This is a genomic window from Gordonia jinhuaensis (genome assembly GCF_014639795.1).
GTDB lineage: Bacteria > Actinomycetota > Actinomycetes > Mycobacteriales > Mycobacteriaceae > Gordonia_B > Gordonia_B jinhuaensis.
Window position 1 is genome coordinate 128,287 of the sequence record NZ_BMGC01000009.1, and the last position, 25,156, is coordinate 153,442.

A 25,156-nucleotide genomic window follows, 5' to 3' on the forward strand; every position below is an offset into this window, starting at 1 on the left:
GTGATGGTACGGCCGGGCCGGTGCCGGCCGGGCGCCAGGTCAGCGGCGGGTGGTGACGAACGGCAGCAGCGCCATCTCGCGGGCGTTGCGGATGGCGGTGGCGACCTGACGCTGCTGTTGCGGGGTGAGACCCGTGACGCGCCGGCTGCGGATCTTGCCGCGGTCGGACAGGAAGGTGCGCAGCAACGCCACATCCTTGTAGTCGACCTCGGTGATGCCCTGGGCGTTGAGCACGTTCTTCTTCGGCTTGGTGCGGCCGGGCTCCTCGGGGCGACGACGCGGTGGTTTTCTCGCCATGGTGGATCTCCTCACCAACTCGACTTACGGATGCCAGGCAGTTCCCCGGCATGTGCCATCTCACGCATGCGTACGCGGGACAGCCCTACTTTCCCAACGTACCCGCGGGGTCGGCCGTCGATCGCGTCGCGATTGCGGATCCGGGTTGGACTCGCGTTGCGGGGCAGACGCGACAGCGCCGACTGCGCCTGGGCGCGCTGCTGCACGGTCGATTGCGGGTCGGCGATGATCGCTTTGAGCTCGGCGCGACGCGGCGCGTATCGCGCCACGATCTCGCGCCGCTGTTCGTTGCGGATGATCTTGGACTTCTTGGCCATCAGCGGTCCTCGCGGAATTCCACATGCCGACCGGCGCGCGGGTCGTATTTGCGGATGACCATGCGGTCGGGATCGTTGCGGCGGTTCTTGCGGGTCACGTAGGTGTAGCCGGTCCCTGCGGTGGATCGGAGCTTGATGACCGGTCGAACGTCGGTGTGTGACATCTAGATTCTTTCCCCTCGTGCTCTCAGTGCTGCGACCACCGACTCGATGCCGTCGCGGTCGATGGTCTTGATGCCCTTCGCGCTGACGTGCAGCGTGATCGTGCGGTGTTCGCTGGGCAGGTAGTAGTGGCGTCGCTGGATGTTGGGATCCCAGCGCCGTGACGTACGGCGGTGGGAATGCGACACCTTCTTGCCGAAGCCTGGCGACCGACCGGTCACCTGACAGCGTGCTGACATGGCCTTCTCCCGTTGTTCGTTGTGTCGTGTTCGTCCTGCGCGGTGTCGTGTTCGTCCCGCGTGGTGTGGGTCCGCGAGACCGCTGCAGGAGCGACTCGCGACACTTTTTGAAAACGATTGGCGTTAAGCCGCGACAGCACGTTACCCTCAACGCACGAAAATGAAAACCATTCCCGATAGAGCCTGCTCGTCGGGATGCGGGGCTGGCAAGGAGATGGTGTGAACGACATGCGCACAGGGGATCGACACTCGCTGGTGGTGGTCTGCGGTCTGGACTTCGACACCACCCGCCGCACCGCCGCCACGCTGCTGGCACCCACCACCGTGGTGGTCGAGTACGACCTGAGTGCGCTGGCCCTCGGGCATATCCGACGGGTGGTGCGCACCGTCGACGCCGACGGACTGCCGAGCGTGCGCTACACCGACGTGGCGCTCGAACATGGCTGCGTGTCGTGTGCCCTGCGCCTGGATCTGCTGCCGCTGCTGCCGCTGCTGCCGCTGCTGCGGTCGATGCGGACGTGGAGCGGGGTCGAGCGGATTGTGCTCGCGCTGCACCCGATGATCGAACCCGAGCCGCTGAGCTGGGCGATCACCAACACGATGGTCGTCGGTGTGCCCGGCCGGGTCGACGCGCCGGCCGGTCGTGACGTGCGCCTCGACGCGGTGATCGCCTGCCTCGACATGCGGCGGTGGCTCTCGGATGCCACCGGCGACCAGACGCTGTCCGAGGCGGGGATCTCCGAGATCGACGACGAGCGCACCCTCGCGCAAGTGGTGGTCGGCCACGTGGAATTCGCCGACGCCCTGGTGCTGACCGGCGTGGCCGACACCGCGCAGGAGAGTCAGGCGTGGGAGAGCCGGGGCTGGGAGATGGCCCGCACCTGTGCGGTGTTGCGGCGGGTCGCCCCGCTGGCGCCGGTGCTCTACGAGCGCGCCGACCGCACACTGACCGCCGGCAGGATCGCGCAACTGCTCGCTGCGATCCCCGACGGCTCGCGCCGTGGGAGGGTCTTCGGTGCACACGACCCCCTGCTGTCGGGTCAGCCTCCGCTCGACGACGACTGCGGCGTACAGATCGTCGAGTTCTCCGCCGACCGTCCCTTTCACCCTGAACGCCTGCACACCGCGATCGACAGTCTGCTCGACGGTGTGGTCTGCGCACGGGGACGCCTCTGGGTGGCGACGCGACCCGACGAGGCGCTGTGGCTGGAGAGTGCGGGCGAGGCGTTGCGCATCGCCGACGGTGGTGACTGGCTCGCCGCGATGACCCCGGCCGAGCGTGACGAGGTCGCAGCCGTGGATCCCGAGCGCGTGGCCATGGCGTCGCTGCGCTGGGACCCCGTCCACGGCGACCGGCACACCGCACTGGTGGCCGTGGCGCATCGCGCCGATCCCGCCCACATCCAGGACGAACTGCGCGCCGCCTGTCTCACCGACGCCGAATATGCGGCCGGTCCGGCGCTCTGGAACACCTGGTCGGACCCGTTCGGGCATGAACACGTCGATCCGTGCGTTGACAGCCAACAGGAGCGTGACGGCACCGCGCCGGCCACGCATGAACCGACCACGAGAAAGGACGCCCCATGAAGAAGGACATCCACCCCGATTACCACCCGGTGGTCTTCCAGGATGCGTCGACGGGCAAGACATTCCTCACCCGCTCGACCGTCACCTCGGATGCCACTTTTGAATGGGAGGACGGTAACCGGTATCCTCTAGTGGTTGTCGATGTCACGTCCGACTCGCATCCGTTCTGGACCGGTGCGCAGCGGGTGCTGGACACGGCCGGTCGAGTGCAGAAGTTCGAGCGCAAGTACGGAAAGCGCACTCGTCCCACCAAGAACGCATAACCAGCGCGTGGCGATCGGACGGTCGTCACAAGCAACGAGAAGGGCTTAACAATGGCTGTACCGAAGCGTCGGATGTCGCGGGCGAATTCCCGCTCCCGTCGTGCGCAGTGGAAGGCGGAGAACCCGCAGCTGCAGAACGTCAAGGTCGGAGGCGTCAAGCAGCGCGTCCCGCGTCGTCTGGTGAAGGCCGTGCAGGCCGGCATCATCGACCTCGACCGGCGCTGATCCGGTAACAGACGCAGCGTGAAGCTGGCCACCTGGTGGTGGCCAGCTTTTCGTGTGTCCGGAAGTTAGCACCGAGCGATGCTGCTTCAGCAGTTCCTCAACTTCGCCGGGATCACCGCGTTCGCGGCCTCCGGTGCGCTCATCGGTGTCCGCAAGAACCTCGATCTGTGGGGAGTGGCGACCGTCGCGGTGGCCTCTGGTGTGGGCGGCGGGATCATACGAGACCTGCTCATCGGCATACATCCGCCCGACTCGATCCAGCGGTGGCCCAACATCACCACCGCACTGGTCACGGCGCTGGTGGTGATGGTGATCCATCCCCGGTTTCGGCTGATCCAGCCGTTGGTGATGCTGTTCGACGCCGTCGGTATGGGCTTTTTCGCCACCTCCGGAGCCGGTATCGCCCTCGACCACCACGACAGCGCCTTCGCGGCGGTGATCATCGGTCTCATCACCGCGGTCGGCGGCGGGATCGTGCGCGACGTCCTGGTCCGCGACATCCCGCTGCTGCTGCAGCCGTCGGACCTGTACGCGGTGCCGGCGACCCTGGGCGCGATGGTGTTCGTGTGGCTCGACGCGATCGGCCCGCGATGGGTCGCGCTGCTGGTGGGCAGCATCGTCGCCACGGTGCTGCGACTTCTCGCCCTGTGGCGCGGCTGGAGTCTGCCGATGGCCTCCCGGATGCGCTGGTCGGGCAGCGGGTTGTCGCGAACTGTCCTCGGCAGGTACGGGGACAGGTCAGGAGACTGAATTCGCGGCCGCTCGTTGTGGGCCGTTGCAAAAATCGGCCCCGTGAGCGTCGCCGAGGGAAGATTGCCCTCCGCGGCCACCACGGGGCTGATTTTTGCCACCTCACCCGGTGAGGCGAACCGTCCGGGCCCCGGCGGCGTCCAAGAAGGCGTGACCCCCAACCCTGACGGCGTGTTCTCGCGCGACGATCTGCGGCGCCGACACGGCGTCGACGACAACGAGCTGCGCAGGATGCTGCGCTCCGGCGACCTGCAGCGGCTGCGCTCGGGCTGGTTCGCGACCAGCGATGCCGATCCGGTGGTCGGTGAGGCGGTCCGGCGCGGCGGGGCGTTGAGCTGTGTCTCGGCGTTGCGTCATCACGGGTTGTGGACCCCACCTGGCTACTCCGACGACGAGCTGCACATCCGGGGGAGCAGACACGCGACGACGGTCGCGCGCGGGCACCGCACGCAGTGGTGTCAGGCGCCTGGTCGGGTCGGATCCGTCCAGGCGGCCGTCGATTCGGTGCCGGTGGCCCTCGCGTGTGCGGTGCGCTGCCTGCCCGCGGAGTACTGGGTGGCGGCATGCGATTCGGCGATGAACCGGCTCGGCTGGACCATCCCCGACCTGCAGGAAGGGATGGGCACGGTGACTGCGGGGATGCGGGCGCTGATGGCGCGCTGCGACGGCCGGTCGGAATCGGGGACCGAGTCGGTCGCGCGTTACCGGCTCACCTCGGACGGATATGACGTGGTGGTCCAGCCCTACATCGAGGGAGTCGGGCGCGTGGACCTCAGGATCGGCAGGCTGCTGATCGAGTGCGACAGCAAAGCCCATCACACCAGCAGGGAGAACTACCGCAACGATCGGCGCCGAGACCGGCAGTCACTGATCGACGGATGGTTGTACATGCGGCTGATCTACGAGGACGTGATGTACAGGTGGGAGAGCGTGGTGTCTGACATCGCCGCCGTCACCAGGGCCGACCGGCATCGGATGCGCCGGCGGCAAGCGTAGGTGCCGCATGCAGTCGGTGGCAGAAATCGGCCCCCTGAGCGCCGCCGAGGGAAGATTGCCCTCGGCGTCCACCACGGGGCTGATTTTTGCCATCTGATCTCCGCCATCAGGTGGGAACCTGGTGCGCGTCGGAGGGGTTCCTTACCAGCGTCTCAGTCACTCACGTAAAACTGGACACATGCGCATCCTGGTTGTAGACGACGACCGAGCCGTCCGCGAGTCCCTGCGGCGATCACTCACCTTCAACGGCTACACCGTCGACACCGCGACCGACGGGATGGGTGCGCTCGAACAGATCACCCAGGAGCGACCCGACGCCCTCGTGCTCGATGTGATGATGCCGCGTCTGGACGGTCTGGAGGTGTGCCGGCGGCTCCGGTCGACCGGCGACGACCTGCCGATTCTCGTGCTCACCGCCCGCGACAGTGTCTCCGAACGTGTTGCCGGCCTCGATGCGGGCGCCGACGACTATCTGCCCAAACCGTTCGCACTCGAAGAACTGCTGGCCCGGCTGCGCGCCCTGATGCGTCGTGCCACCACCGAGAACCCCGAGGCCGAGTCGGAGGCGATGACCTTCGCCGACCTGACCATGGACCCCGACACTCGTGAGGTGACCCGGGGTGAACGCTCGATCAGTCTTACCCGCACCGAGTTCGCGCTGCTGGAGATGCTGATGGCGAACCCGCGCCGGGTGCTCACCCGCAGTCGGATCCTCGAAGAGGTGTGGGGTTACGACTTCCCGACGTCGGGCAATGCGCTCGAGGTCTACATCGGGTACCTGCGACGCAAGACCGAGGCCGAGGGCGAACCACGACTCATCCACACCGTCCGCGGTGTCGGTTATGTGTTGCGTGAGACGCCCCCGTGACCGTCGGCCATCCCTCGGCGCCGCCGCCTGAGGGTGGACACGGTGCGCCACAACAGGATTCGCGACTCCCGCGTCCGATGCGCGATCCGTTTGCGATCACCCGGTCGGTATCACTGCGGCTGCGCGTGACCTTGCTGGCCGCGACCGTCGTGGGGGTGGCGGTCGCGGTGATGGCTGCGGCCGCCTATCTGGTGGTCTATCGCGCGCTCTACGCCGACGTCGACACGCAACTGGAGAACCGCGCCGACAGCCTCACCGTGCTGGTGAGCTCCGGTGCGCTGGACTCGACTCCGCAACTTCTCGTCGGTGGGACGTTGTACTCGACCGACGTCTCGGTGGGGTTGGTGTACCCGGACGGCCGGTCGGTGTGGATCGGTGAGGTGACCTACGGTTCGGTCGAACGCGAGGTCGCCGCGTCGGCACCCGGCTCGGGACTGAACAATTCGAGTCTGCGCACGGTCGACAACAAGCGTGTGATCGCACGCAAGGTCGAGAACGGCGACACGTTGATCCTCGCCCAGGACCTCGAGCCCACAGACGAGGTGCTCAACCGCCTCGCCTGGGTTCTCGCGATCGTCGGCGGCTGCGGTGTGATCCTGGCGGCGGTCGCCGGCACCACGGTGGCGCGCGCCGGGTTGCGACCAGTCGCGAGATTGACCCATGCCGCCGACCGGGTCGCGCGGACCGACGATCTGCGCCCGATCCCCGTCTCGGGCAACGACGAACTGGCGAGACTGACCGAGAGCTTCAACATGATGCTGCGCGCGCTGGCCGAGTCGCGCGACCGGCAGAGCCGGCTGGTCGCCGATGCCGGACATGAGCTGCGCACCCCGCTGACATCGTTGCGGACCAATTTGGAGTTGCTGATCGCGGCCAGCGAGCCGGGTGCCCCGCCGGTGCCGCCGGAGGACATGGCTGAGCTGCGCACCGACGTGATGGCCCAGATCGAGGAGCTCTCCACCCTGGTCGGCGATCTGGTGGACCTGGCCCGGGAGGATGCGCCCGAGGTGGTCCACGAGGAGATCGAACTCACCGAGATCCTCGACCGATCTCTCGAACGCGTTCGCCGCCGCCGCAGCGACGTCGAGTTCGAGGTGTACGCCATGCCCTGGTACGTCTTCGGTGAACCGGCCGGGTTGTCGCGGGCGGTGCTCAACATCCTCGACAACGCCGCCAAGTGGTCGCCACCGGGCAGCCCGGTGCGGGTGACGCTGCAGCAGGTCGACCCGCTCAACGCCGAGCTGGTGGTCGAGGACGCGGGCCCCGGGATCCCGCCCGATGAGCGAGACCTGGTGTTCGAACGCTTCTACCGCTCGACGGCGTCGCGGTCGATGCCCGGTTCGGGGCTCGGCCTGGCGATCGTGCGTCAGGTGGTGGTCAAACACGGCGGTTCCGTGTCGGCCGAGGCCTCCCAGCTCGGTGGGGCACTCCTGCGCATCCGGATGCCGGGTCGGCCGATACCCGCCGATGCGACGCCCCGCGTGGTCAGTCAGTGACGCGAACACCAATGAGGCGAACGCCAATGAGGCGACCACACCGTCGGCGGGTAGGGCCGGGTGGTGTCCGAGTTGACGCGCGCGAGAAAATGATTGGGTGATGGCGGGAGTCGGTGTGAGCCGAACCGACAGAGGTCGACTCCCAGTGTGAACTGCCAGGTATGTCTCAGTCGGTTCTCAGACCCGTCGGCGAGTGTGTGATCGAGAACGATTGTCCGGCGGTGTCGCCGCTGCGGGCGATCCAAGCTGCGGGCAACGAACCGGCGGGCACACGAACCGGTGGGCGAACGTGAGTGGACAACACTCCGAGTGAAAGGCACGAGGACGCAATGACACCGAGCGGGTCTGAGTCTGGCGGGTCGCAGGGCGACCAGGGTGAGGGCCACGGGCGTTCCGGTGAGCCCCACGAGGGTGCTCACAGCTCGGATTCGTCCCCCTCGAATTCGCCCACTTTGAATTCACCACAGTCGCACGGCCAGGGGCCCTATCCCCAGACCCCGTACCCGCCGTCGTCCTACCAGCAATCCCCGTATCCGAACTCGCCGTATCAGCAGTCGTCCTACGGCCAGCAGGGGTCGACGTCGCAGTTCCCCGCCTACGGTTATCAACCCGGCCAGCAGGGCGACCAGTCCGGCCAGTCGGGCTACGGATACTCGACCACTCCGCAGCAGGGCTTCGGCGGTCATGGCGGCACGGGCAACGGCGGCTACGGCGGCACTCAACCAGGCGGCGGTCAACCAGGCGGCACTCAACCAGGCAGCGGCCACCCCGGCGAGGGCGATTTCGGTGACGGGGGCTCGAGAGGCACCAAGTCCGGCAAGTCGCGGGCCCCGCTGATCGTCGGACTGGTCGCAGCCTGTGCGGTCGCCGGCGTGATCGGTGGTCTCGTGGGCGCCAACATCAACGACAACGACAACTCGTCGAACTCATCCTCACGTGGATCGAATGTGGTCCTCGGCGGCGACGTCGATTCCAGCCAGCCCGCCGCGGCGCCTGCGGGATCGGTCCAGGCGGTGGCCTCGAAGGTGCTGCCGTCGGTGGTCTCCATCGACGTGCGTTCGGCCTCGGCTGCCGGTGAGGGTTCGGGTGTGGTGCTCTCGCCCGACGGCGTGATCCTCACCAACAACCACGTGGTGTCCGGTGCGGGCAGCAACGCCCAGATCGTCGTGAGCTTCAGCGACGGCAGCCGTTCGCCGGCCACGGTCGAGGGCACCGACCCGATCTCCGACATCGCCGTGATCAAGGTCGACAAGTCCGGACTCACCCCCATCGACATCGGCACCTCGGGGAACCTCGCCGTGGGTCAGAGCGTCGTGGCCGTGGGCTCACCCCTCGGACTCGCCGGGACGGTCACCAGCGGCATCATCAGCGCGCTGAATCGACCCGTCTCGTCGCAGGGCGAGGAGACGGGGACGGCCTCGGTGATCGACGCGATTCAGACAGATGCGGCGATCAATCCGGGCAACTCCGGCGGCGCTCTGGTCAACATGAACGGTGCGCTGATAGGAATCAACACAGCGATCGCGAGCCTGGGCGGCGACCAATCCTCGCAGTCGGGCAGCATCGGCCTCGGTTTCGCCATTCCGGTCGACCAGGCGATGCGCGTCGCCAAGGAGCTTGAGTCAACAGGCAAGGCGACGCAGGCGGGACTGGGCGTGTCGGTGCGGGCCAACGGCTCGGCGGCCGACAACGGTGCGGTGATCACCGACGTGACCGCCGGTGGTGCCGCGGCGAAGGCCGGTATCCCGCGCGGTGCGGTGGTCACCCGCGTCGACGATCGCGTGATCACCAACGGCGATGCACTCGTGGCCGCGATCCGGTCGCACGCACCGGGCGACCAGGTGTCGATCACCTACACCACCGGCGGTCAGACCAAGACCGTGAAAGTCACCCTGGACACACTCGAAGTCGGAGGACGATGACGATGATCGATCATGACGCAGTGGCACAGCGCAACGCACCGTCGCCGTTGGCAGATGTCCTCGACATCAGTGCCGATCTGGGCTCGGTGAGCGACCGCGACGTCGCCGAGGCCGATCGGGCCGCACTGAGGTTGGCCGCTGTCGACGGGGATATCGACGACGAAGCGGCACTCGGCGGTGGCGACCTGCCGCGTGCGCTGGTGGTGATCGTCGACGACCGTGCCGCGCACGGTGAGGATCAGTCGCTGCTCGGACCGCTGGTGGGGGAGCTGCTCGAGGAGGCCGGCTTCCACGTGGACGCCACCGTCGCGGTCGCCGCCGACGAGATCGACGTGCGCAATGCACTCAACACCGCGGTCATCGGTGGCGTGGATCTGGTGGTGTCGGTGGGCGGCGTGGGCTCGGGTCCCCGCGACGTGACTCCCGAGGCCACAGCCCCGTTGCTGGACAAGGAGATTCCGGGCATCGGCGAGGCGATCCGCAGTTCGGGTCTGGCTGCCGGTGCGACGGATGCGGGACTGTCTCGCGGTCTGGCCGGGATCTCCGGACAGACCCTCGTGGTGAACCTGGCGAATTCGCGCGCGGCCGTGCGCGATGGCATGGCAACGGTCACGCCGTTGGCCTCCCATGTCATCGCGTCCATCAGTGACTTCTGACCCCAGCGAGGAGCAGGCGTATCCGACCGGCGAGTCCACGGATACGCCCGATTCCGCACGCACTCGCGATCCAGTCGCCGACACCGAGAAGTCCCAGAAGATGGACGCCGACCGTGCGTGGGAACGACGCCGCCGGGTGGCCCGGATCTTCGGTGAGGGACTGCCCGAGACAACTCGCGAAGAGCGCGAGCGCAATAGAAGTGATGAAGATCACAGTGCAGGCGGGAAGCGCGGCGAGGATTGGTACCGCCGTAATATTCCGCCGCACCACATTTGAGTTGTCACAGGCTGTTTGTCTAGGACCTTTGTGTTTGCCTGGAGTTAACCTCGCGTAATTTACTATCGCGTAGATCGGACCGCTGCCCGGCGCGGAGCGTGTCGTTTACCTGACCGACTCGCGGTGGACCTAACTGTTGTCGCCAGTGCTTGCGACAGCTAACGTACCGCGATGCAGGACCCGTTCTCTCGAACCGACGAGCGGGTTCCCGTCTCACGCGGACCGCGATCGGTGTGCGTGAAGCGATTTGGGGGTTTAGGGGAATTTACGTGCCGGTAACACGCATGATCCATGCCTGTTAATTCGCCCGGTGGAGGATTTCGCGGAGCCAACAAGTCATCCCGAGCTCGCTTTTCGGTGGAGCGCGGTTACACAGCAATCCTGTGAGAGGGAACGAATGAGCAAGTTCAGCAAGGTGGGTCTGCGTCGCGTCGTTGGCGCGAGCGCGGTCGCGGCCGCCGCAGCCGTGGGCCTGGCCAGCATGGGAGCGGGCAACGCTGCAGCTGCGTCGCTGCCCAATGGCAGCAAGGTCACGGTGGGTGTCGACGGCACCAAGATCGTCCTGAAGCGCACCGGCGAGTCGGCGTACTCGATCCCGTCCCTGGAGTCCAACGGCGCCGGCCGTACCGCTCTGCTGTCGGGCCACTACACCGCGTCCGCGCCTAAGGGCACTGACGTGTCGTTGTCGGTGGGTGTCGCGGTCGGTTGCCAGGTGGACATCAGCGGTCTCTCGAGCAACTTTGGCGCCAGTGTCAACCTGCTCGCTCTGACAGGCAACGCCTCCTTGGGCTTGACTGCTCCGATCACGCCCGGTCAAGCCGGCACGGCAAGCGTTGATGGCGCGGAAGCCGCCAAGGGTGGCACCGCGACAGTTGACGTCAGCGACTACCAGATCTACCTGCCCACCTGCGCCGGTTACGCACAGGCGCGTACCTTCATCACGGCAACGGTCACCGGTAACTACTACGTGACGTCCACTCTGTGGGGCGCACCGTTCAGCTTGACCTAATCTGCAGCAGATAAGTCCACCTCGACAATCTTGAATTCTTATCTGCCGCAAGCAGATTGATATTCCGTAAGGGGAATCATGAAGAAGACCACTGCGCGTCGCGCAACCGCTGCTGTCGGGCTCGCCGGCGCAGCGGCCGTCACCGCCGTGAGCCTCGGCGCCGGCAACGCCGCGGCCTGGGGCAACACTGCCTCGGTACCCGACGCGACCCTCACGAAGACCGTGAGCGGCCTTACCGTCAAGGCTAAGCTGTTCGACCAGTCCGTCACCTACGCTCGTCCGATCACCACCCTGCCGACCCTGCGCGACGTGTGGGCCTCGGGCAAGATCAGCGTTGAGGTCTCCGGGGGAGACGTCAAGGGTGGCAAGATCGCATCCGGTTATCTCGTCGGTTGCCAGGTTAACTTCGGTGCCAGCGCGGAGGGCGATGGCGGCTACGACGTATCCCCCGAGACCACCGGTGGTGGAGTGTCGGGCGGTGAGTCTGTCCCTGTCACCAACACGGGCAACTACACCGGCTCGCCGAGCGCGTCCGGCAAGGCTGGCTTCACCCTCGGCCCCGGCACCACCAAAAAGGTGTTCCTGATCGATAACACCAATGGTGATCTGAGCCCCGATGCCGACAACTACCACAGCTACGGCAACCCGTTCACCGGGAACAAGGCTGGAATTGCCTACAGTCAGCAAGAGTTCAGTTACGACGGCTGCGCCGGCTACGCACAGGCCAAGGCCTTCGTGACGGTCAAGGTGACCACCGACAACACCACCGCGAATCTCACCTTCTACAGCAAGCCCTTCAGCCTCGGCTGATCTGCTGCGATCGACATTCGCGAAATCGGGCGGAATCCCTCGGGATTCCGCCCGATTTGTGTTGTCGGCGGATTCATTCGAGACCACCCATTGTCCATTCGGCTGGTCTGCGAGCCTAGGGTCTGGTTGGATAACTCTCGGACGGTCGGGGGTTCGATGACGAACACGTGGAGGATTGTGTGAAGGCTCGGGATCTCATTTCCCGTTGGCGCACGGGCCGTTCGATGACCGTGGCGGTTCTCGCAGCGACTCTGGTCGCCACCACCGGTGCCCTGGTCACCCCGGCAGCAGCGAATGCTGCGCCTGTCAGTGCGGGTGCCACCGCGCCCGACGGATCCAAGCTCACCAGCGCCGTACAGAACGGGCAGAGTGCGAGCCTCACGGTCCACTCGGCCGCGATGAACCGCGATATTCCGCTCGATGTTCTGCTGCCGCATGATCGTTCGAAGCCGCGTCCCACCCTCTATCTGCTCAACGGTGCCGGTGGCGGTGAAGATGCGGCCACCTGGCTCAAACAGTCCGATGCGGCCACCTTCTTCGCGAACAAGAACGTCAACGTCGTGATCCCTGAGGCGGGTGCCTTCACCTACTACACCGACTGGATCCGCGACGATCCGGAACTCGGTCGCAACAAGTGGGAGACCTTCCTGACCGCTGAGCTGCCGCCGATCATCAACTCGGCTCTGGGCGCAAACGGCACCAACGCGATCGCCGGTATTTCGTCGTCGGCCACGTCGGTGCTCAACATGGTGATCCACCACCGTGACCTGTACAGGGCAGTCGGGTCCTACAGCGGCTGTGCGGCATCCTCATCGCCGCAGGGACACTTCTACATCCAGGCCGTGGTGAGTGGCCGTGGCGGTGGTGACACCGACAACATGTGGGGCAAGTTCCCCGGCCCGCTGTGGACCCGCAACGACGCCGTGGTCAACGCAGAGGGACTGCGCGGCAAGGCGATCTACATCTCGAACGCGACCGGACTCCCGGGCAAGTACGACAACCCATCCTACGTGCCCGATCCGGTTCGTCTGGGCGATCAGCTGGTGATCGGCGGCATCATCGAGGCCGCCACCCGTCAGTGCACTCAGATGCTCGTCGACAAGCTGCAGTCCCTGCACATCCCGGCGCACTACAACTTCCCGGCCGGCGGAACGCACTCGTGGAACTACTGGCAGGACCAGCTGCACTGGTCGTGGCCGGTACTGGGCAAGGCGATCGGTGCCTGATTCAGTCATCCGCCTGATCAAAGGTCACTGACTGAGCTCGACAACACGGTGGGCGTGATCCTCTGATGAGGGTCACGCCCACCGTCGTGTCGGGGTGCGCGCGCGAGGTCGGCCACGCGGAATTGTGCTCTCGATGTAGGAGGCCGGACTTTCGGCCTCAGGCGAACTGCGCGTTGTAGAGCCGCGTGTAGAGGCCGTCGGCGGCGAGCAACTCCTCATGTGTGCCGTGCTCGACGATCCGGCCGTGATCGAGCACGAGGATCGCGTCGGCGCCGCGGATCGTCGAGAGCCGATGGGCCACGATGATGCTCGTGGTGGTGGCGTGTAGCCGGGCCAGTGCGTCCTGGATCAACATGTCAGTGCGCGAGTCGACCGAGCTGGTCGCCTCGTCGAGGATCAGCAGCCGCGGACGCGCGGCCACAGCGCGTGCGATCGCGATGAGCTGACGTTCGCCCTCGCTCAGACTCGATGCGTCCTCGCCGATCTCGGTGTCGACGCCGTCGGGCAGTGCGGCCAGCACATGATCGGCGTGGCTGTAGGACACCGCCGCAGCCACCGCGGAGTCGGTCTGTGCACTGCGTGCCGCGACGTCGGCAGAGTAGTTGCCGGACCTGTCGTCGCCAGACCTGCCAAGGATGGCCTCGATGCCCAGCGACCAGTCGCCGCGTGTGTGGATGCGCATGTTGTCGTCGCCGAAGCCGAAGGCGATGTTCTCGGCGACCGTTCCGGCAAACAACCAGTTGTCCTGGGTGACCAGCGCACACATCGCCCGCACCTGCGCCCGGCCGAGCACCGCGGTGTCAATGCCGTCGATGCGAATGGTTCCCGCATCGGGGTCATAGAAGCGCAGCAACAGATTCGTGAGGGTGGTCTTGCCGGCACCCGTGGGGCCGACGATGGCAGTGGTGGAACCGGCAGGGATCGTCACGGTGAGGTCGCTGACGGCGTTGGCATGGTCGGCATCGGTAGTCGGCGACACCGAGGGATAGCCGAACGAGACTCCCTCAAATCTCACCTCGGGTGGACCGGCGCCTGGCGGCGGAGTGATCACAGCGTCGTCGACGGCCGGGTCGGATTCATCGGGGTTGGCCAGCAGTTCACGCACTCGGCGCAGTGACGCCGACCCGGACTGCAGTTCCCCGATCATCGCCGAGAGTGCGTTCACCGGTCCGTTGAACTGGCCGGAATAGTTCAGGAAGGCCTGCATCTGACCCAGGGTGATCGCGCCCGAGACCACATGCAGCGCACCGATGATCGCCACCACGAGGTAGGCGGCGACCGAGACGAACTGCAGGAGTGGGCGGATCGCGCCCGACCACGATTGCGCGGTGCGCACCGCGGCCGCCTGACGGGTGTTGATCTCGTCGAAGCGGCGGCCGGCCGCGGGTGCGGCCCCGTAGATCTGCAGAGTCGGTCGCTCGACATAGGTTTCCTCGATATACGAGGTCAATTCCGCTGTCGCACGCCACTGTTCGACGAAGTGCGGTCGTGCGCGCCGGGCCATCACGATACCGATCACCAGACTCAGCGGCACCGAGGCCACCACCACGAGGGTGAGTGTGCCGGAGATGATCGGCATGATCACGAGCACCGCCACGAGGGTGAGGATCGACACGGGTAGCCGCACCAGCAGCGGTGAGATCACCGATGCCACGTTGTCGATGTCGTTGGTGACCCGGCTCAGCGTCTCGCCCCGCGCAGTGGTGTCGAGGTAGCTCACCGGCAGCCGCTGCAGCTTCTCTGACACATCGCGGCGTAGGCCGTGCACCGCGCGCTGGGTGATCCCGGTGAGCACACGCCCCTGGATCCAGCTGGTGAGCGATCCGATCAGGTACAGGGCCGCCAGCAGTGCGATCCAGAGCCAGAGTCGTTCGTAGTCGATGCCCATACCCGGTCGGACGCCCGCTTTGTCGAGCACGGTGGCCACCTTGTCGGCGCCGTGGGCACGCAGTGACGCGATCAGCTGCTCGGCCGAAATGCCGCCGGGCAGGTGTCGGCCGAGGGCGCCGGCGAAGATGACGTCGATGATGCGCGCCATCACCAGCGGCGCGCAGATCGAGGTCGCCACGTTCAGGCAGGCGAGGAGGGTCACCGCGACCATCCGGATGCGCTGGCCCGACAGTCGGCCGAACAACCAGCGGAAGCCGCCGCGGCCGTCGATGGATGCAGTGACCTTCGCAGTCGAGCTCGTGGCGGCGGTCATCGCGACCTGCTCTGCGACAGCGCGAGTTCCCGGAATTCCTGACAGGTGTCGGCGAGCTCGTCGGCGTCACCGGCACCCACGATCCGGCCGCCGCCGAGCACCACGATGGTGTCGGCGTCGGCCACCGACGACAATCGCTGGGTGGCGATGATGACCGTGGCGTTCGGCAGGGCGGCGGCGATGTTGTTCTTCACCCGCCGTTCGGTACCGGGATCGAGCGCCGAGAAGGGGTCGTCGAGCAGGTAGATGTTCGGGCGGCGGATCAACGCGCGGGCCAACGCGATGCGCTGGCGTTGACCGCCGGAGAGATTCTTGCCGCCGGGTGCGACCGCACGGTCGAGTCCGGCCGGGTCCGCGGCCACGAAGTCTGTGGCGCACGCGATGTCGAGGGCCTCCCACAGTTGCGCATCGGAGGCGTCCGGGTTTCCGAGCCGCAGGTTCGAGGCGATCGTGCCACCGAGGAGCCCGGGGCGTTGCGCGACCACACCCATCTGCGTCCACACCTCGGATCTGTTCTGGGCGCGCAGATCCAGCCCGTTGACGTGTACCGCGCCGTCGGTGGGATCGATCATTCTGGCCGCAAGCGCCAGGAGCGTGGTCTTTCCGCTGCCCGTACCGCCGAGGATTCCGGTCACCGAGCCCGGCAGGCAACTGAACGAGACATCGGTGAGTACAGGCTCCTGTGCGTCCGGGTAGGCGAGGGAGGTACGCAGAAAGCGCACGATGCCGTCGTCGTGCTGGGGTGAGATGGGATCGCGGCGTGTCCGGATGGACGGCACGGTGGCCAGTACCTCGCGGATACGTTCGGCGCTGATGCGGGCTCGGGGCAGCACCGAGATCAGCAGGGTGGCCACCGAGACGCCGGCGAGGATCTGGCTGAGATAGGTGATGTAGGCGATCACCTGACCCACTTGCATGTGGCCGTGATCCACGAGCACGGCGCCCACCCCGAGCACCGCGATCGCTGCGGCGTTGGAGATGAGCGGGATGGCTGTCATCAGCAGCACCTGCAGCATGCCCACGCGATAGGAGGTGCGTGCCAGGGTGTCGTTCTGTTCGCCGAAGCGTGCGAGCGCGGTGTGTTCGCGACCGAACGCCCGGATGATGCGGGTGCCCGAGAGTTGTTCACGCAGCACGCGGTTGAGTGCGTCGATCGTCTTCTGGATGATGGCGTACTGCGGGATCATCCGGCGGACGATCACCACCACCACGATGGCGAGCAGGACGGCGGTGACGACGATGATCGGGGCGGGTTCGGCACTCACCCGGATGGCGAGGACGGTACCGCCGACCACCATGATCGGTGCTGTCACGAGCACGGTGGTGACGATGAACACCACCTGCTCCACCTGATTGACGTCATTGGTGGTGCGGGTGATCAGTGAACCGGTGCCGAACCGGTCGAAGTCGAGAGCCGAGAACGTGCCGACCCGTCGATACACCTCACGGCGAAGCCCTCGGGAGACGGTGGTGGAGATCCGCGAACCGAGAATCGTCGCGGCGACGGAGAGCACGAGGCTGATCGCGGCGAGCACCAGCATGATCACGCCGAGGTGCTCAATGCGGGAGACATCGGCCTTGGCGATGCCCTCGTCGACCAGGCGTGCGGTGAGGAACGGTGTGTACAGGCTCAGGGTGGTGGCCGCGATCTGGATGATGATCAGCGCGATCAGCGGCCACGCGAGCTGACGGATATAGGGCTTGAGCAGCGACCACAGGATCCTGCGAGGTCGATGCTGTTTCACGAATGATGACAGTAGTGCACCACCTCGAGCCCTCGGTTGACCTGTAACGGGCCGGAACCATCGGCAGGAGGGTCTGGGGCGGTCGCCTCCTTGAGGCGGGTCACCTCCACCTACGCTGGTGTCCCACTCGACATTGCGTCAGCGGCAAATCACCCCGCCGCAGCCGCTCGAGTGAGGTTGCAGACGGGGATCATTGCCCATGCCGACAATTACTTCGACGTCCCTGACGACGAGAAGGTGTCCAGGAACTTGTTGTCGGTGCCGCTGCTGCCGAAGGGCACAGTGGTGGTGCTGCCGAGCAGTCCGGTGATGAACTTGATGACCGACTCCAGGCCGTCGGGCAGTCCGAACGTTGAGCCCATTGTTGTTCTCCTTCACGATGTTTCGTGATCGACAGATCGCAGCTGTGGCTGCGCCGGAGGAAAGTCTGGCAGCGTCTGAACCCAACGGCATCACCGCGACGGTGGTTGTCATCGACTGTTCTTCTCGCAGCAGCAGTGCGTTCGCCTGGACCAGTCAGCGGTGATGAACGAGTACAGCGGTACCCGGCACAGACAAACTGCCGGTCGCACAGAATTCAGTGCGACCGGCAGTTCATGCCCCTCATTCGGTGGATGCGGCTGGCAGTCCGCATCCACCGGCTCGGGTGCCTACGGCGTGGTGGTGGGCGCCGGGCAGTTCGGCAGCAGGTCGGTGACCTGGGTCGGGACGGTCGGGCAGGTCGGCGTGGTCGAGCTGCTCGGTGTCGACGTGGTCGAGTCGGCGGGCGCGGACGGTGTGGTCGTCGGCGTATCGCTGGTGGTCGGCGTGTCGGTCGTCGACGGCGGTGTGCTCGGCTCCGTGCTCGACGACTCGGTGGTGGTCGCCGGATCCTGCGCAGCCGCATCCTTCTTCACATCAGCGGGGTCGCTGGTCGTGGCGCTGGGCGACTGGCTCGACTCACCGCTCGACTCACCGCTCGACGCGGCGTCGGTGCTCGGCGTGCTCGACGACGGGTCTGTGCTGGCGTCGGCCTTCTTCAGGGCGGCCTTCGCGGCGGGCGAATCGGTTGCCGGGATCGCCGCGGCGGCGAGCACGGTGTCCTTCTGCGTGACGGCCGGAGTGTTCTTCAGCCCGGCGAGCACATCGTCCTTACCATCGGCGATGGCGCGGCCCCAGTTCTCCCAGGTGTGACCACCGAAGTCGGGGATGTTGATGGTGGAGACACCTGCCTGGCCGGTTTGCAGCTGGAACAGCACGGTCGACACCGCCGAGAGTGCTTCGAGCAGGATCGCGCTCACCTGGTCCTGCGGGGCCAGCTTGGCCATCTCGGACGGCGAGAGGAAGGCGTTGCCCGACGAGACGATCAGCACCTGACCGTTCTTCTTCAGCGAGTCGATGTTCTTCGATGCGTCGTGGCCGGTCCAGTCCGCCGGATCCTTCCACATGTTCAGGATGCCCTGCGGGTACCCCGACACAACTGCTTGAGCTGCGGCGATGCCGAGGGCGCCGATCGGGTTGTCGGTCTGGTAATAACCCGACATCGCCTGGACCACCTTGAACTGGCTGGGATGACGTTCGGCGAGGTTGACCGCCGGACCTGCCGACATCGAGACGCCGACGATCGCGTTGTTCGACTTGCTGACGCCGAAGTTGGTGTCGAGGTAGTCGGGGAGTTCCGAGGTCAGGAAGGTCTCCCATTTGACGCTGTCACCCTTGGGACCCTGCCCGTTCCAGTCGGTGTACCACTCCGACGCACCACCCACCGGCATCACCAGCGTGGTGTCGGTGGAACCGTCGTAGACCTTGGCGGCCTGCACATCGTTGGTCCAGGCCGACCGCTGGTCGGTCGCGCGCATGCCGTCGAGCAGGTACACGCCCTGTCCGCTGCCGTTGGAGGCGCGGATCTGGACGGTGACGAACCGGCCCATCGACTTCGACCACACCTGACAGTTCTGCACATAGTTCCCCGACGAATCCCACGAGCACGACGGTCGCAGTTGCTCGGGGTGGCCGGCTTGCGCAGTGGCCTTGTTACCGCCGGTCGCGGTCATCGCCACGATCACCGCGACCAGCGCGACGATCGCGACGGCCACCAGTGTCAGTGAGCGCCGGATGATCGGCGGCCGCTGGCTGTCAGGGGTATGTGCAGTCATGGGTGGAGCCTCGAATTCATCGGTTCTGCGTGCTGTCCGCGGGGCACTGGGCCCGCCGAGCGGACATGCATGGTTCATCGCGCGCGGGCCGGAAAGTGTTTCAGATGCTGAACCGTTCAGTGCGGCCAAAGCGCCGAAAACCGGACCTGGATAGGACGTTCCCGCAGGTCAGACGGCCGAAAATTCCACAAGCCGAATGTGTACGGCGGTACAAGTCACCCAGATGGCAAAAACCGTCCCCCTGAGGTCCGCGGAGGGCAATCTTCCCTCGGCGCCCGTCAGGGGGACGGATTTTGCCACGAACAGCTGTTGATGACTGCTGGTGCTTGCTCTGCTGGTGGTGCCTGCTCTACTGGTTGTGTTTACCGTCGCCACCGGACGGCGGATAGCGGTAGTCGCCGTCGGGGTAATCGGCTTCATGGGCCCCACCCGCGGGTCGCTGGCCGCCCGCGGCCGACGGCGGCAGGCCGTAGTCCGGGCGAGACGTTGCGTCGCTGCCCGTCGAACTGCCCTGCGGGTTCGCGCTGGGGATCACCTGGGTGGCGTCGGAGTCATACGACGTCGATCGGGGAACGCCTCCGACGGGAACCAGATTCGAGGCATCCTCCTCGGCCTTCTCGTCCTTGTCCTTCTTACCCTCGAGGATGTCGCGGATCTGCTCGAGGAGCTCGGCCTCCGACAGTGCGGTGGCGTCGTCGCCTTCCTTCTTGGCGAGGTTCTTGATCTTCTCGTACGGCATGACGATCAGGAAGTAGACCACCGCCGCGACGATGAGGAAGTTGATCACCGCGGAGATCACCGCGCCGATGTTGACGAACGTGCTCTGGTTACCGTGAAGGATCGTGAATCCGAGTCCGTCGGTGGCATTGGTCCCGCCGATCGCGTTGATCAGCGGCTGAACGATGTTGTCCGTGAACGCCTTCACCACGGCGGTGAACGCAGCGCCGACAACCACCGCGGTAGCCAGGTCGATGACGTTGCCACGCATCAGGAACTCTTTGAAGCCCTTGAGCACTGGGGTAAATCCTCTCTCATCCTCGCGATCAGATTCAGCGCGACCGCTGCAACGGTGCCGTCGAGGTCACCGGCAATTTACTCAAACACGATGATGCTAACTATCGTGAACCTTATTCGCAGAGGTGATCTGCGGCGAGTTGCGGATGCAGTGTTCAGCGCAACACCACAGTCAAGGCCGAGTTCAGGCCGGCCGCCGCGACCCGATGTGCCTCCTCGGCCGGCATCGCCAGCAGGATCGGCGCGGTGGAAGACGTTCGTGCAGAGCTTGTTTGACGATCGGCGACCACGGCGACCACCGCACCCGATGCCAGCACGTCAACCGGTGCCGCGTTGGTGGCGCCGATGAGGTCAGCTGAATTGTTCTCGGGGTCGACGGGGGTGGGAGCGGTGCCGGCAGAGTCGGACGTATCGCTCGAATCGGACACCACATCGACCACGTCACCCACCCGGAGGAGTGTGGCGACCGGTGCGTCGGCCAGGCGCACCGGCACCAATCGCGCATCGTCATGCCCGGTGAGTTCCTGTGCCTGACGCGACCGCAGCAGTCGTGTGGTGGTGAGCACCTCACCGGCCTCGATCGCGCCGGTGGTGGTCGACCCGATCGCGAGCTCGGCGGTGGTCAGAGATCGCACCGCGAGGTCGGGGGACACGCCGCGCATCACGACGTCGTCGGCTGCAATCACCTGACCGGGTCGTAGATCGTGAGCGGCCACCGCGACCAGGCTTTCGCGGGGATCGCGATGCGCGGCGATCGCGGTGACGGCGCCTACGATCACCAGGACGATGGCCACCGCCCGGCGCGCCGCGATGGTGCGCGCCGCCCCCGGTAGCCCGACGCGCCTGATCCGGTCGAGAAGTGTCGCAGAAAGCCGCATGCCCGTCACCGTAGAGACCGAAGTCTGCGGTGACGGGCATGCGAGCTGGGGTTATCTGATCAGCACCCGACTGCTTGTGGATCGCGGGCTGATTGTGGACAACTCGAGACGGCGTCCGGGCGTTGTCGACGGCTCGGGATCGGCCAAAGGTCTCGGGAGGCGGCTGCGGTCAGGACGCGGCGGCCGCAGACCCGCTGGAACTCGAGGACGACGCCGAGCTGGAGGAATTCGACGAGCTGGAGGAATCCGAGGAGCTGCTGCTCGAGGATGTGCTCGACGAGTCCGAGCTGCTCGACGACCCCGAGTCGGCGGCCGGCACATTCCCCGACCGGCTGTCGGTGCGGTAGAAACCGCTGCCCTTGAACACGATGCCCACGGAGTTGAACAGCTTGCGCAGCCGACCGTTGCACTGCGGGCACTCGGTCAGCGCATCGTCGGAAAACGACTGCACGATGTCGAACTTGTTGTCACATTCGGTGCAGGCGTAGGAGTAAGTCGGCACGTAAACCTCCACAGAAGAAATGGTCGGCGCAAAAGCGCTGGTCGGCGATCGTGATCGTGGCAGGTCGCAGCGATGCGGTCGCGGGCGGTAGCAAGTGTAACCCTGGGCTGGCACTCGCTACCGATGAGTGCCAAGCTCACCGGGTGTAACCACGGGCCGGCTCCGGTTATGCCCGCTCCCGCTATGCCTGCTGGGTTCGCCCGCTCGCGCACCGGCTGGGCTCGCGCGCCGAGCACATCGACGAGCGTGACTCATAACGGCAGCTGCCGGACGCCGCCGGACGGGGTGAGCACATGGGTCACCGGGTGGTCGTAGTCGTCGTGGGGCAGCGCATCGAGGATCTCGTCGTCATAGACCACCGCGACCAGCACCGCGCCGGTCGCGGCGTGTAGCGACCGGTCGTAGTAGCCGGCGCCGCGTCCCAACCGCACGCCGGTGCGGTCCACGCCGAGTGCGGGGATCAGCACCACCTGCGCATCGGTCAGCGCATCGGGTGTCCGCGCGGGTCCGGCGGGGGCGGGGATACCGAAGCGCGATGGCATCAGTGAATCCGGACCTCGATACTCCGCCCACAGCAACGGCGCGGGCTCGCCGGGTGGGATCACCGGCACGATCACCCGCGCGCCGCGACGGCGCAGTGCGTCGAGCATCTCCACCGAGCCCGGTTCGGTACCCGCGGGTACGTAGGCGGCGACCAATACATCCGGTCCGAGGCCGAGCAGCTGGTCGCCGAGCAGGTGCCCGACCAGTCGTTCGGCGTCGGCGGCGCGTGCGTCGGCGTCGCGTGCGGCGCGTGCCGACCGCAACTCCCGACGCATGGCGGACTTGGCGTCGACGCCGCTCTCGCCGGCACCGCCGCTGTTCACGTCGGCCCTGTCCACACGGTCGGGGTCCACAGGGTCGGGGTCCACACGGTCGGGTTCCGGGGGAGTCATGGCGACCAGTGTGCGTGCTCACAACCGGCGATTCGCCACATCGGATGCCGAGATGTGTATCTCACAGCTTTCGCGGCGGACTTCGGCAGACGCATGTCGGGTGAGCGCAATAGGCTGAGGCCCATGAACGACATGATGCCGAGCTGGGTCGAGTACGAGTCCGTTCCGAACACGCCTCCGATCCCGCGGACGGCGATCGTTCCCGCCGCCGGTCTCGGCACGAGGTTCCTGCCGGTCACCAAGACCGTGCCCAAGGAATTGCTGCCCGTTGTCGACACCCCGGGTATCGAACTGGTCGCCGAGGAGGCCAAGTCGGCGGGCGCCGAACGTCTGCTGATCATCACCTCGCCGGGCAAAGACGGTGTGGTCGCGCACTTCGTGGAAGACCTGGTGCTCGAGTCCACCCTCGAGTCACGCGGCAAGGCCGCGATGCTGGCCAAGGTCCGCAAGGCGCCCAACCTCATGGAGGTCTCGGCGGTGGTGCAGAACGAGCCCAAGGGGCTCGGCCATGCCGTGGGGATCGTGGAGGCCGAACTCGACGACGACGAAGACGCCGTGGCCGTCCTCCTGCCCGACGATCTGGTGCTGCCGGGCGGTGTCCTCGAGGTGATGGCCCGCACCCGCGCCAAACGCGGCGGCACCGTGCTGTGCGCGATCGAGGTCCCCGACGACAAGATCTCGGCCTACGGCGTCTTCGACGTGGAACCGTTGCCCGACGCGGCCAACCCGAACGTCATGAAGCTCAAGGGGATGGTCGAGAAGCCCAACGCCGAGGACGCCCCGTCGAACTACGCCGCAGCCGGGCGCTACATCCTCGACCGCGCGATCTTCGACGCGCTGCGCCGCATCGAGCCGGGTGCCGGTGGTGAGCTGCAGCTCACCGACGCGATCGCACTGCTGATCGAGGAGGGTCATCCGGTGCATGTGGTGGTCCATCGCGGGACCCGCCACGATCTGGGCAATCCGGGCGGCTACATCAAGGCCTGTGTCGACTTCGCGCTGGTGCGCAATGACTACGGCCCCGAGCTGCGTGAGTGGCTCGAAGCTCGCCTCAAACAGGACTGAGTATCACCCGCCGCTCGACCAGAACCGGTGGTCGGCCACACCCACTGTGAGCCGGTCCGGCCCTGGCTAACCAGCGTGGTGTCCGCTGCCCTCGCGTGACGACCCGCTAACGTCGTGCACGCACCCTGACGCGCGTCCGGGTGGAGGTGGTGGACGGGAGGCGAGATGCGGTCGGTCGAGGAGCAACTGTCGCGGGTCACCGCGTCCGCGGTGGCACCCAGGCCCGTACGGGTGGCGATCTCCGAGGCGCAGGGTTTGCTGTGCGCCGAAGAAGTGGTCGCGTCCGAGCCGCTGCCGTCGTTCGACCAGGCGGCCATCGACGGCTATGCGGTCCGCAGCGTCGACGTGATCGATGCCGGTGAGATCGCCGGCGACGACACCGAGGCGCCCGGTGAGCGGATCGTCCTCGTGTTGCCGGTGGTGGGGGAGATCAGCGCCGGTGACCGCACACCCACCCGTCTGCAACCCCACCAGGCCGTGCGGGTGGAGACCGGCGCACCGCTGCCCACCCTCGCCGACGCGGTGGTCCCGTTGCGCTGGACCGACGGTGGCGTATCCAAAGTCCGTGTCGGACATGGTGTCTCGTCGGGCGACTATGTGCGCCGAGCCGGCGACGATGTCCAGGCCGGTGATGTCGCGGTGCGTACCGGCACGGTGATCGGACCGGCGCAGGTCGGTCTGCTCGCGGCAGTCGGCCGTGGGCGCGTTCTCGTCCATCCGCGGCCACGGCTGTCGGTGATCTCGGTGGGCGCCGAACTCGTCGACATCGATCGCACCCCCGGACAGGGTCAGGTCTACGACGTCAACAGCTACGCGCTGGCCGCTGCCGCGCGTGATGCCGGCGCCGACGTACATCGCGTGGGGATCGTCGACCGTGAAGCCGCCTCGCTGCGCGAGGTGGTGGAGGGTCAGCTCATTCGTTCGGAGATCGTGGTGATCTCGGGTCCGGTGGGCGGTGCGGCGTCGCAGGCCATCGTCGACGCGCTCGCCGATCTCGGGGAGCTGTCGATCGACCGCATCGCGATGCATCCCGGCTCGGTGCAGGGGTTCGGGCGGCTCGGCCGTGACGAGGTGCCCACATTCCTGGTGCCGGCGAATCCGGTGAGCGCGCTGGTCGCCTTCGAGGTGATGATCCGACCGCTGATCCGTATCGCGCTGGGCAAACGTCAACCGATGCGCCGCATCGTTCGCGCCCGCACCGTCGGCCCGATCGTCTCGGTCAAGGGGCGACGCGGATATCTGCGCGGGCAGCTGATGCGCGACGAGCAGACCGGCGACTATCTGGTCCAGGTCCTCGGCGAATCCGAGACGGGCAGTTCGCATCTGCTGGCCGGACTCGCTGAGGCCAACTGTCTGGTGCTCGTCGATCCCGAGGATGAGGAATTGCGCACCGGCGACGAGGTCGACGTGGCGTTCCTCGCGTTGCGGGGTTAGATGTACTGACCCGGCAGGTTGGTTAAGCGAGTGATGGGTGGTTGGGGCTGGTGCACGAGTAGGTGACATCTGATCTGGCTTGCCCTGCCGGGCGGCCTGGAAGGATGCCAGCTGTGCCCAAGCCCTATCCCCAGGAGTTCCGCGA

General features: G+C 66.4%; 27 protein-coding genes. 15 read left to right on the forward strand and 12 right to left on the reverse strand.

Going from position 1 to position 25,156, the window contains the following annotated elements; all coding sequences use genetic code 11:
- Positions 1 to 39: 39 nt before the first annotated feature.
- The 4 genes from rpsR to rpmB are packed head-to-tail and all read right to left on the reverse strand — an operon-like array spanning position 40 to position 1,015.
- Entirely contained in the window at positions 40 to 297 is a 258-nt protein-coding gene (gene rpsR / locus IEW22_RS08735) for a 30S ribosomal protein S18 (protein WP_188586224.1), read from the reverse strand.
- An 11-nt stretch (positions 298 to 308) separates the two neighbouring features.
- The gene (rpsN, locus tag IEW22_RS08740) at positions 309 to 614 is read right to left on the reverse strand and encodes a 30S ribosomal protein S14 (protein WP_188586225.1); all 306 of its coding nucleotides are present in this window, start codon (positions 612 to 614) and stop codon (positions 309 to 311) included.
- Positions 614 to 778, reverse strand: a complete 165-nt coding sequence (rpmG, locus tag IEW22_RS08745; protein ID WP_188586226.1) for a 50S ribosomal protein L33 — start codon at positions 776 to 778, stop codon at positions 614 to 616. The genes rpsN and rpmG overlap by 1 nt, the downstream gene beginning before the upstream one ends.
- On the reverse strand, positions 779 to 1,015 hold the full coding sequence (gene rpmB, locus IEW22_RS08750; protein ID WP_188586227.1) for a 50S ribosomal protein L28: 237 nt from the start codon (positions 1,013 to 1,015) through the stop codon (positions 779 to 781).
- A gap of 228 nt (positions 1,016 to 1,243) precedes the next feature.
- On the opposite strand from rpmB, the gene mrf reads away from it, so the two are divergent.
- The 13 genes from mrf (at position 1,244) to IEW22_RS08815 (ending at position 13,100) form a co-directional block, all read left to right on the forward strand.
- The gene (gene mrf / locus IEW22_RS08755; protein ID WP_188586258.1) at positions 1,244 to 2,602 is read left to right on the forward strand and encodes a ribosome hibernation factor-recruiting GTPase MRF; all 1,359 of its coding nucleotides are present in this window, start codon (positions 1,244 to 1,246) and stop codon (positions 2,600 to 2,602) included.
- Entirely contained in the window at positions 2,599 to 2,865 is a 267-nt protein-coding gene (locus tag IEW22_RS08760) for a type B 50S ribosomal protein L31 (protein WP_188586228.1), read from the forward strand. Before mrf ends, IEW22_RS08760 begins: the two co-directional genes overlap by 4 nt.
- A 51-nt stretch (positions 2,866 to 2,916) precedes the next feature.
- Positions 2,917 to 3,090, forward strand: a complete 174-nt coding sequence (rpmF, locus tag IEW22_RS08765) for a 50S ribosomal protein L32 (RefSeq protein WP_188586229.1) — start codon at positions 2,917 to 2,919, stop codon at positions 3,088 to 3,090.
- 78 nt (positions 3,091 to 3,168) lie between these two features.
- Complete coding sequence (locus IEW22_RS08770) at positions 3,169 to 3,840, forward strand: trimeric intracellular cation channel family protein (RefSeq protein WP_308421375.1); 672 nt, start codon at positions 3,169 to 3,171, stop codon at positions 3,838 to 3,840.
- 42 nt (positions 3,841 to 3,882) lie between these two features.
- Positions 3,883 to 4,836 (forward strand): type IV toxin-antitoxin system AbiEi family antitoxin domain-containing protein, encoded by a 954-nt coding sequence (locus IEW22_RS08775; RefSeq protein ID WP_229742319.1) that lies wholly within the window; start codon positions 3,883 to 3,885, stop codon positions 4,834 to 4,836.
- A gap of 178 nt (positions 4,837 to 5,014) precedes the next feature.
- Positions 5,015 to 5,704: a response regulator transcription factor gene (locus IEW22_RS08780; protein ID WP_188586230.1), complete on the forward strand. Its 690-nt coding sequence runs from the start codon at positions 5,015 to 5,017 to the stop codon at positions 5,702 to 5,704.
- Positions 5,701 to 7,200 carry a sensor histidine kinase gene (locus IEW22_RS08785; RefSeq protein WP_229742320.1) on the forward strand — a complete coding sequence of 500 codons (1,500 nt, stop codon included), beginning with the start codon at positions 5,701 to 5,703 and terminating at the stop codon, positions 7,198 to 7,200. Before IEW22_RS08780 ends, IEW22_RS08785 begins: the two co-directional genes overlap by 4 nt.
- Before the next feature lie 329 nt (positions 7,201 to 7,529).
- Positions 7,530 to 9,122 carry a S1C family serine protease gene (locus tag IEW22_RS08790; RefSeq protein WP_188586232.1) on the forward strand — a complete coding sequence of 531 codons (1,593 nt, stop codon included), beginning with the start codon at positions 7,530 to 7,532 and terminating at the stop codon, positions 9,120 to 9,122.
- Positions 9,123 to 9,124: 2 nt separating this feature from the next.
- Positions 9,125 to 9,778: a MogA/MoaB family molybdenum cofactor biosynthesis protein gene (locus tag IEW22_RS08795; protein WP_188586233.1), complete on the forward strand. Its 654-nt coding sequence runs from the start codon at positions 9,125 to 9,127 to the stop codon at positions 9,776 to 9,778.
- Positions 9,768 to 10,055 (forward strand): hypothetical protein, encoded by a 288-nt coding sequence (locus tag IEW22_RS08800; RefSeq protein ID WP_188586263.1) that lies wholly within the window; start codon positions 9,768 to 9,770, stop codon positions 10,053 to 10,055. The genes IEW22_RS08795 and IEW22_RS08800 overlap by 11 nt, the downstream gene beginning before the upstream one ends.
- Before the next feature lie 397 nt (positions 10,056 to 10,452).
- A complete protein-coding gene (locus IEW22_RS08805; RefSeq protein ID WP_188586234.1) occupies positions 10,453 to 11,064 on the forward strand; it encodes an MspA family porin in 612 nt (203 codons plus the stop codon).
- Between the two features lie 78 nt (positions 11,065 to 11,142).
- Positions 11,143 to 11,874 (forward strand): MspA family porin, encoded by a 732-nt coding sequence (locus IEW22_RS08810; RefSeq protein WP_188586235.1) that lies wholly within the window; start codon positions 11,143 to 11,145, stop codon positions 11,872 to 11,874.
- 224 nt (positions 11,875 to 12,098) lie between these two features.
- Positions 12,099 to 13,100 carry an alpha/beta hydrolase gene (locus tag IEW22_RS08815; RefSeq protein WP_188586236.1) on the forward strand — a complete coding sequence of 334 codons (1,002 nt, stop codon included), beginning with the start codon at positions 12,099 to 12,101 and terminating at the stop codon, positions 13,098 to 13,100.
- Positions 13,101 to 13,257: 157 nt separating this feature from the next.
- Here IEW22_RS08815 and IEW22_RS08820 read toward each other — a convergent pair whose 3' ends face one another.
- From IEW22_RS08820 to IEW22_RS08855, 8 genes are all read right to left on the reverse strand, one after another.
- Positions 13,258 to 15,303, reverse strand: a complete 2,046-nt coding sequence (locus IEW22_RS08820) for an ABC transporter ATP-binding protein (protein WP_188586237.1) — start codon at positions 15,301 to 15,303, stop codon at positions 13,258 to 13,260.
- Complete coding sequence (locus IEW22_RS08825) at positions 15,300 to 17,048, reverse strand: ABC transporter ATP-binding protein (RefSeq protein WP_188586238.1); 1,749 nt, start codon at positions 17,046 to 17,048, stop codon at positions 15,300 to 15,302. Before IEW22_RS08825 ends, IEW22_RS08820 begins: the two co-directional genes overlap by 4 nt.
- Positions 17,049 to 17,257: 209 nt before the next feature.
- Positions 17,258 to 17,410 carry a hypothetical protein gene (locus IEW22_RS08830; RefSeq protein ID WP_188586239.1) on the reverse strand — a complete coding sequence of 51 codons (153 nt, stop codon included), beginning with the start codon at positions 17,408 to 17,410 and terminating at the stop codon, positions 17,258 to 17,260.
- 288 nt (positions 17,411 to 17,698) lie between these two features.
- The gene (locus tag IEW22_RS08835; RefSeq protein WP_229742322.1) at positions 17,699 to 19,183 is read right to left on the reverse strand and encodes an alpha/beta hydrolase; all 1,485 of its coding nucleotides are present in this window, start codon (positions 19,181 to 19,183) and stop codon (positions 17,699 to 17,701) included.
- Positions 19,184 to 19,532: 349 nt separating this feature from the next.
- On the reverse strand, positions 19,533 to 20,198 hold the full coding sequence (gene mscL / locus IEW22_RS08840) for a large-conductance mechanosensitive channel protein MscL (protein ID WP_188586241.1): 666 nt from the start codon (positions 20,196 to 20,198) through the stop codon (positions 19,533 to 19,535).
- A gap of 154 nt (positions 20,199 to 20,352) precedes the next feature.
- On the reverse strand, positions 20,353 to 21,075 hold the full coding sequence (locus tag IEW22_RS08845; RefSeq protein ID WP_188586242.1) for an SAF domain-containing protein: 723 nt from the start codon (positions 21,073 to 21,075) through the stop codon (positions 20,353 to 20,355).
- Between the two features lie 169 nt (positions 21,076 to 21,244).
- Positions 21,245 to 21,577 (reverse strand): FmdB family zinc ribbon protein, encoded by a 333-nt coding sequence (locus IEW22_RS08850; RefSeq protein WP_188586243.1) that lies wholly within the window; start codon positions 21,575 to 21,577, stop codon positions 21,245 to 21,247.
- A gap of 251 nt (positions 21,578 to 21,828) precedes the next feature.
- Positions 21,829 to 22,512 carry a 5-formyltetrahydrofolate cyclo-ligase gene (locus IEW22_RS08855; RefSeq protein ID WP_229742323.1) on the reverse strand — a complete coding sequence of 228 codons (684 nt, stop codon included), beginning with the start codon at positions 22,510 to 22,512 and terminating at the stop codon, positions 21,829 to 21,831.
- 123 nt (positions 22,513 to 22,635) lie between these two features.
- Here IEW22_RS08855 and IEW22_RS08860 point away from each other — a divergent pair, with 123 nt between their 5' ends.
- Entirely contained in the window at positions 22,636 to 23,577 is a 942-nt protein-coding gene (locus tag IEW22_RS08860; protein WP_373284155.1) for a UTP--glucose-1-phosphate uridylyltransferase, read from the forward strand.
- Between the two features lie 165 nt (positions 23,578 to 23,742).
- Positions 23,743 to 25,011, forward strand: a complete 1,269-nt coding sequence (glp, locus tag IEW22_RS08865; RefSeq protein WP_188586244.1) for a molybdotransferase-like divisome protein Glp — start codon at positions 23,743 to 23,745, stop codon at positions 25,009 to 25,011.
- Positions 25,012 to 25,156 lie beyond the last annotated feature (145 nt).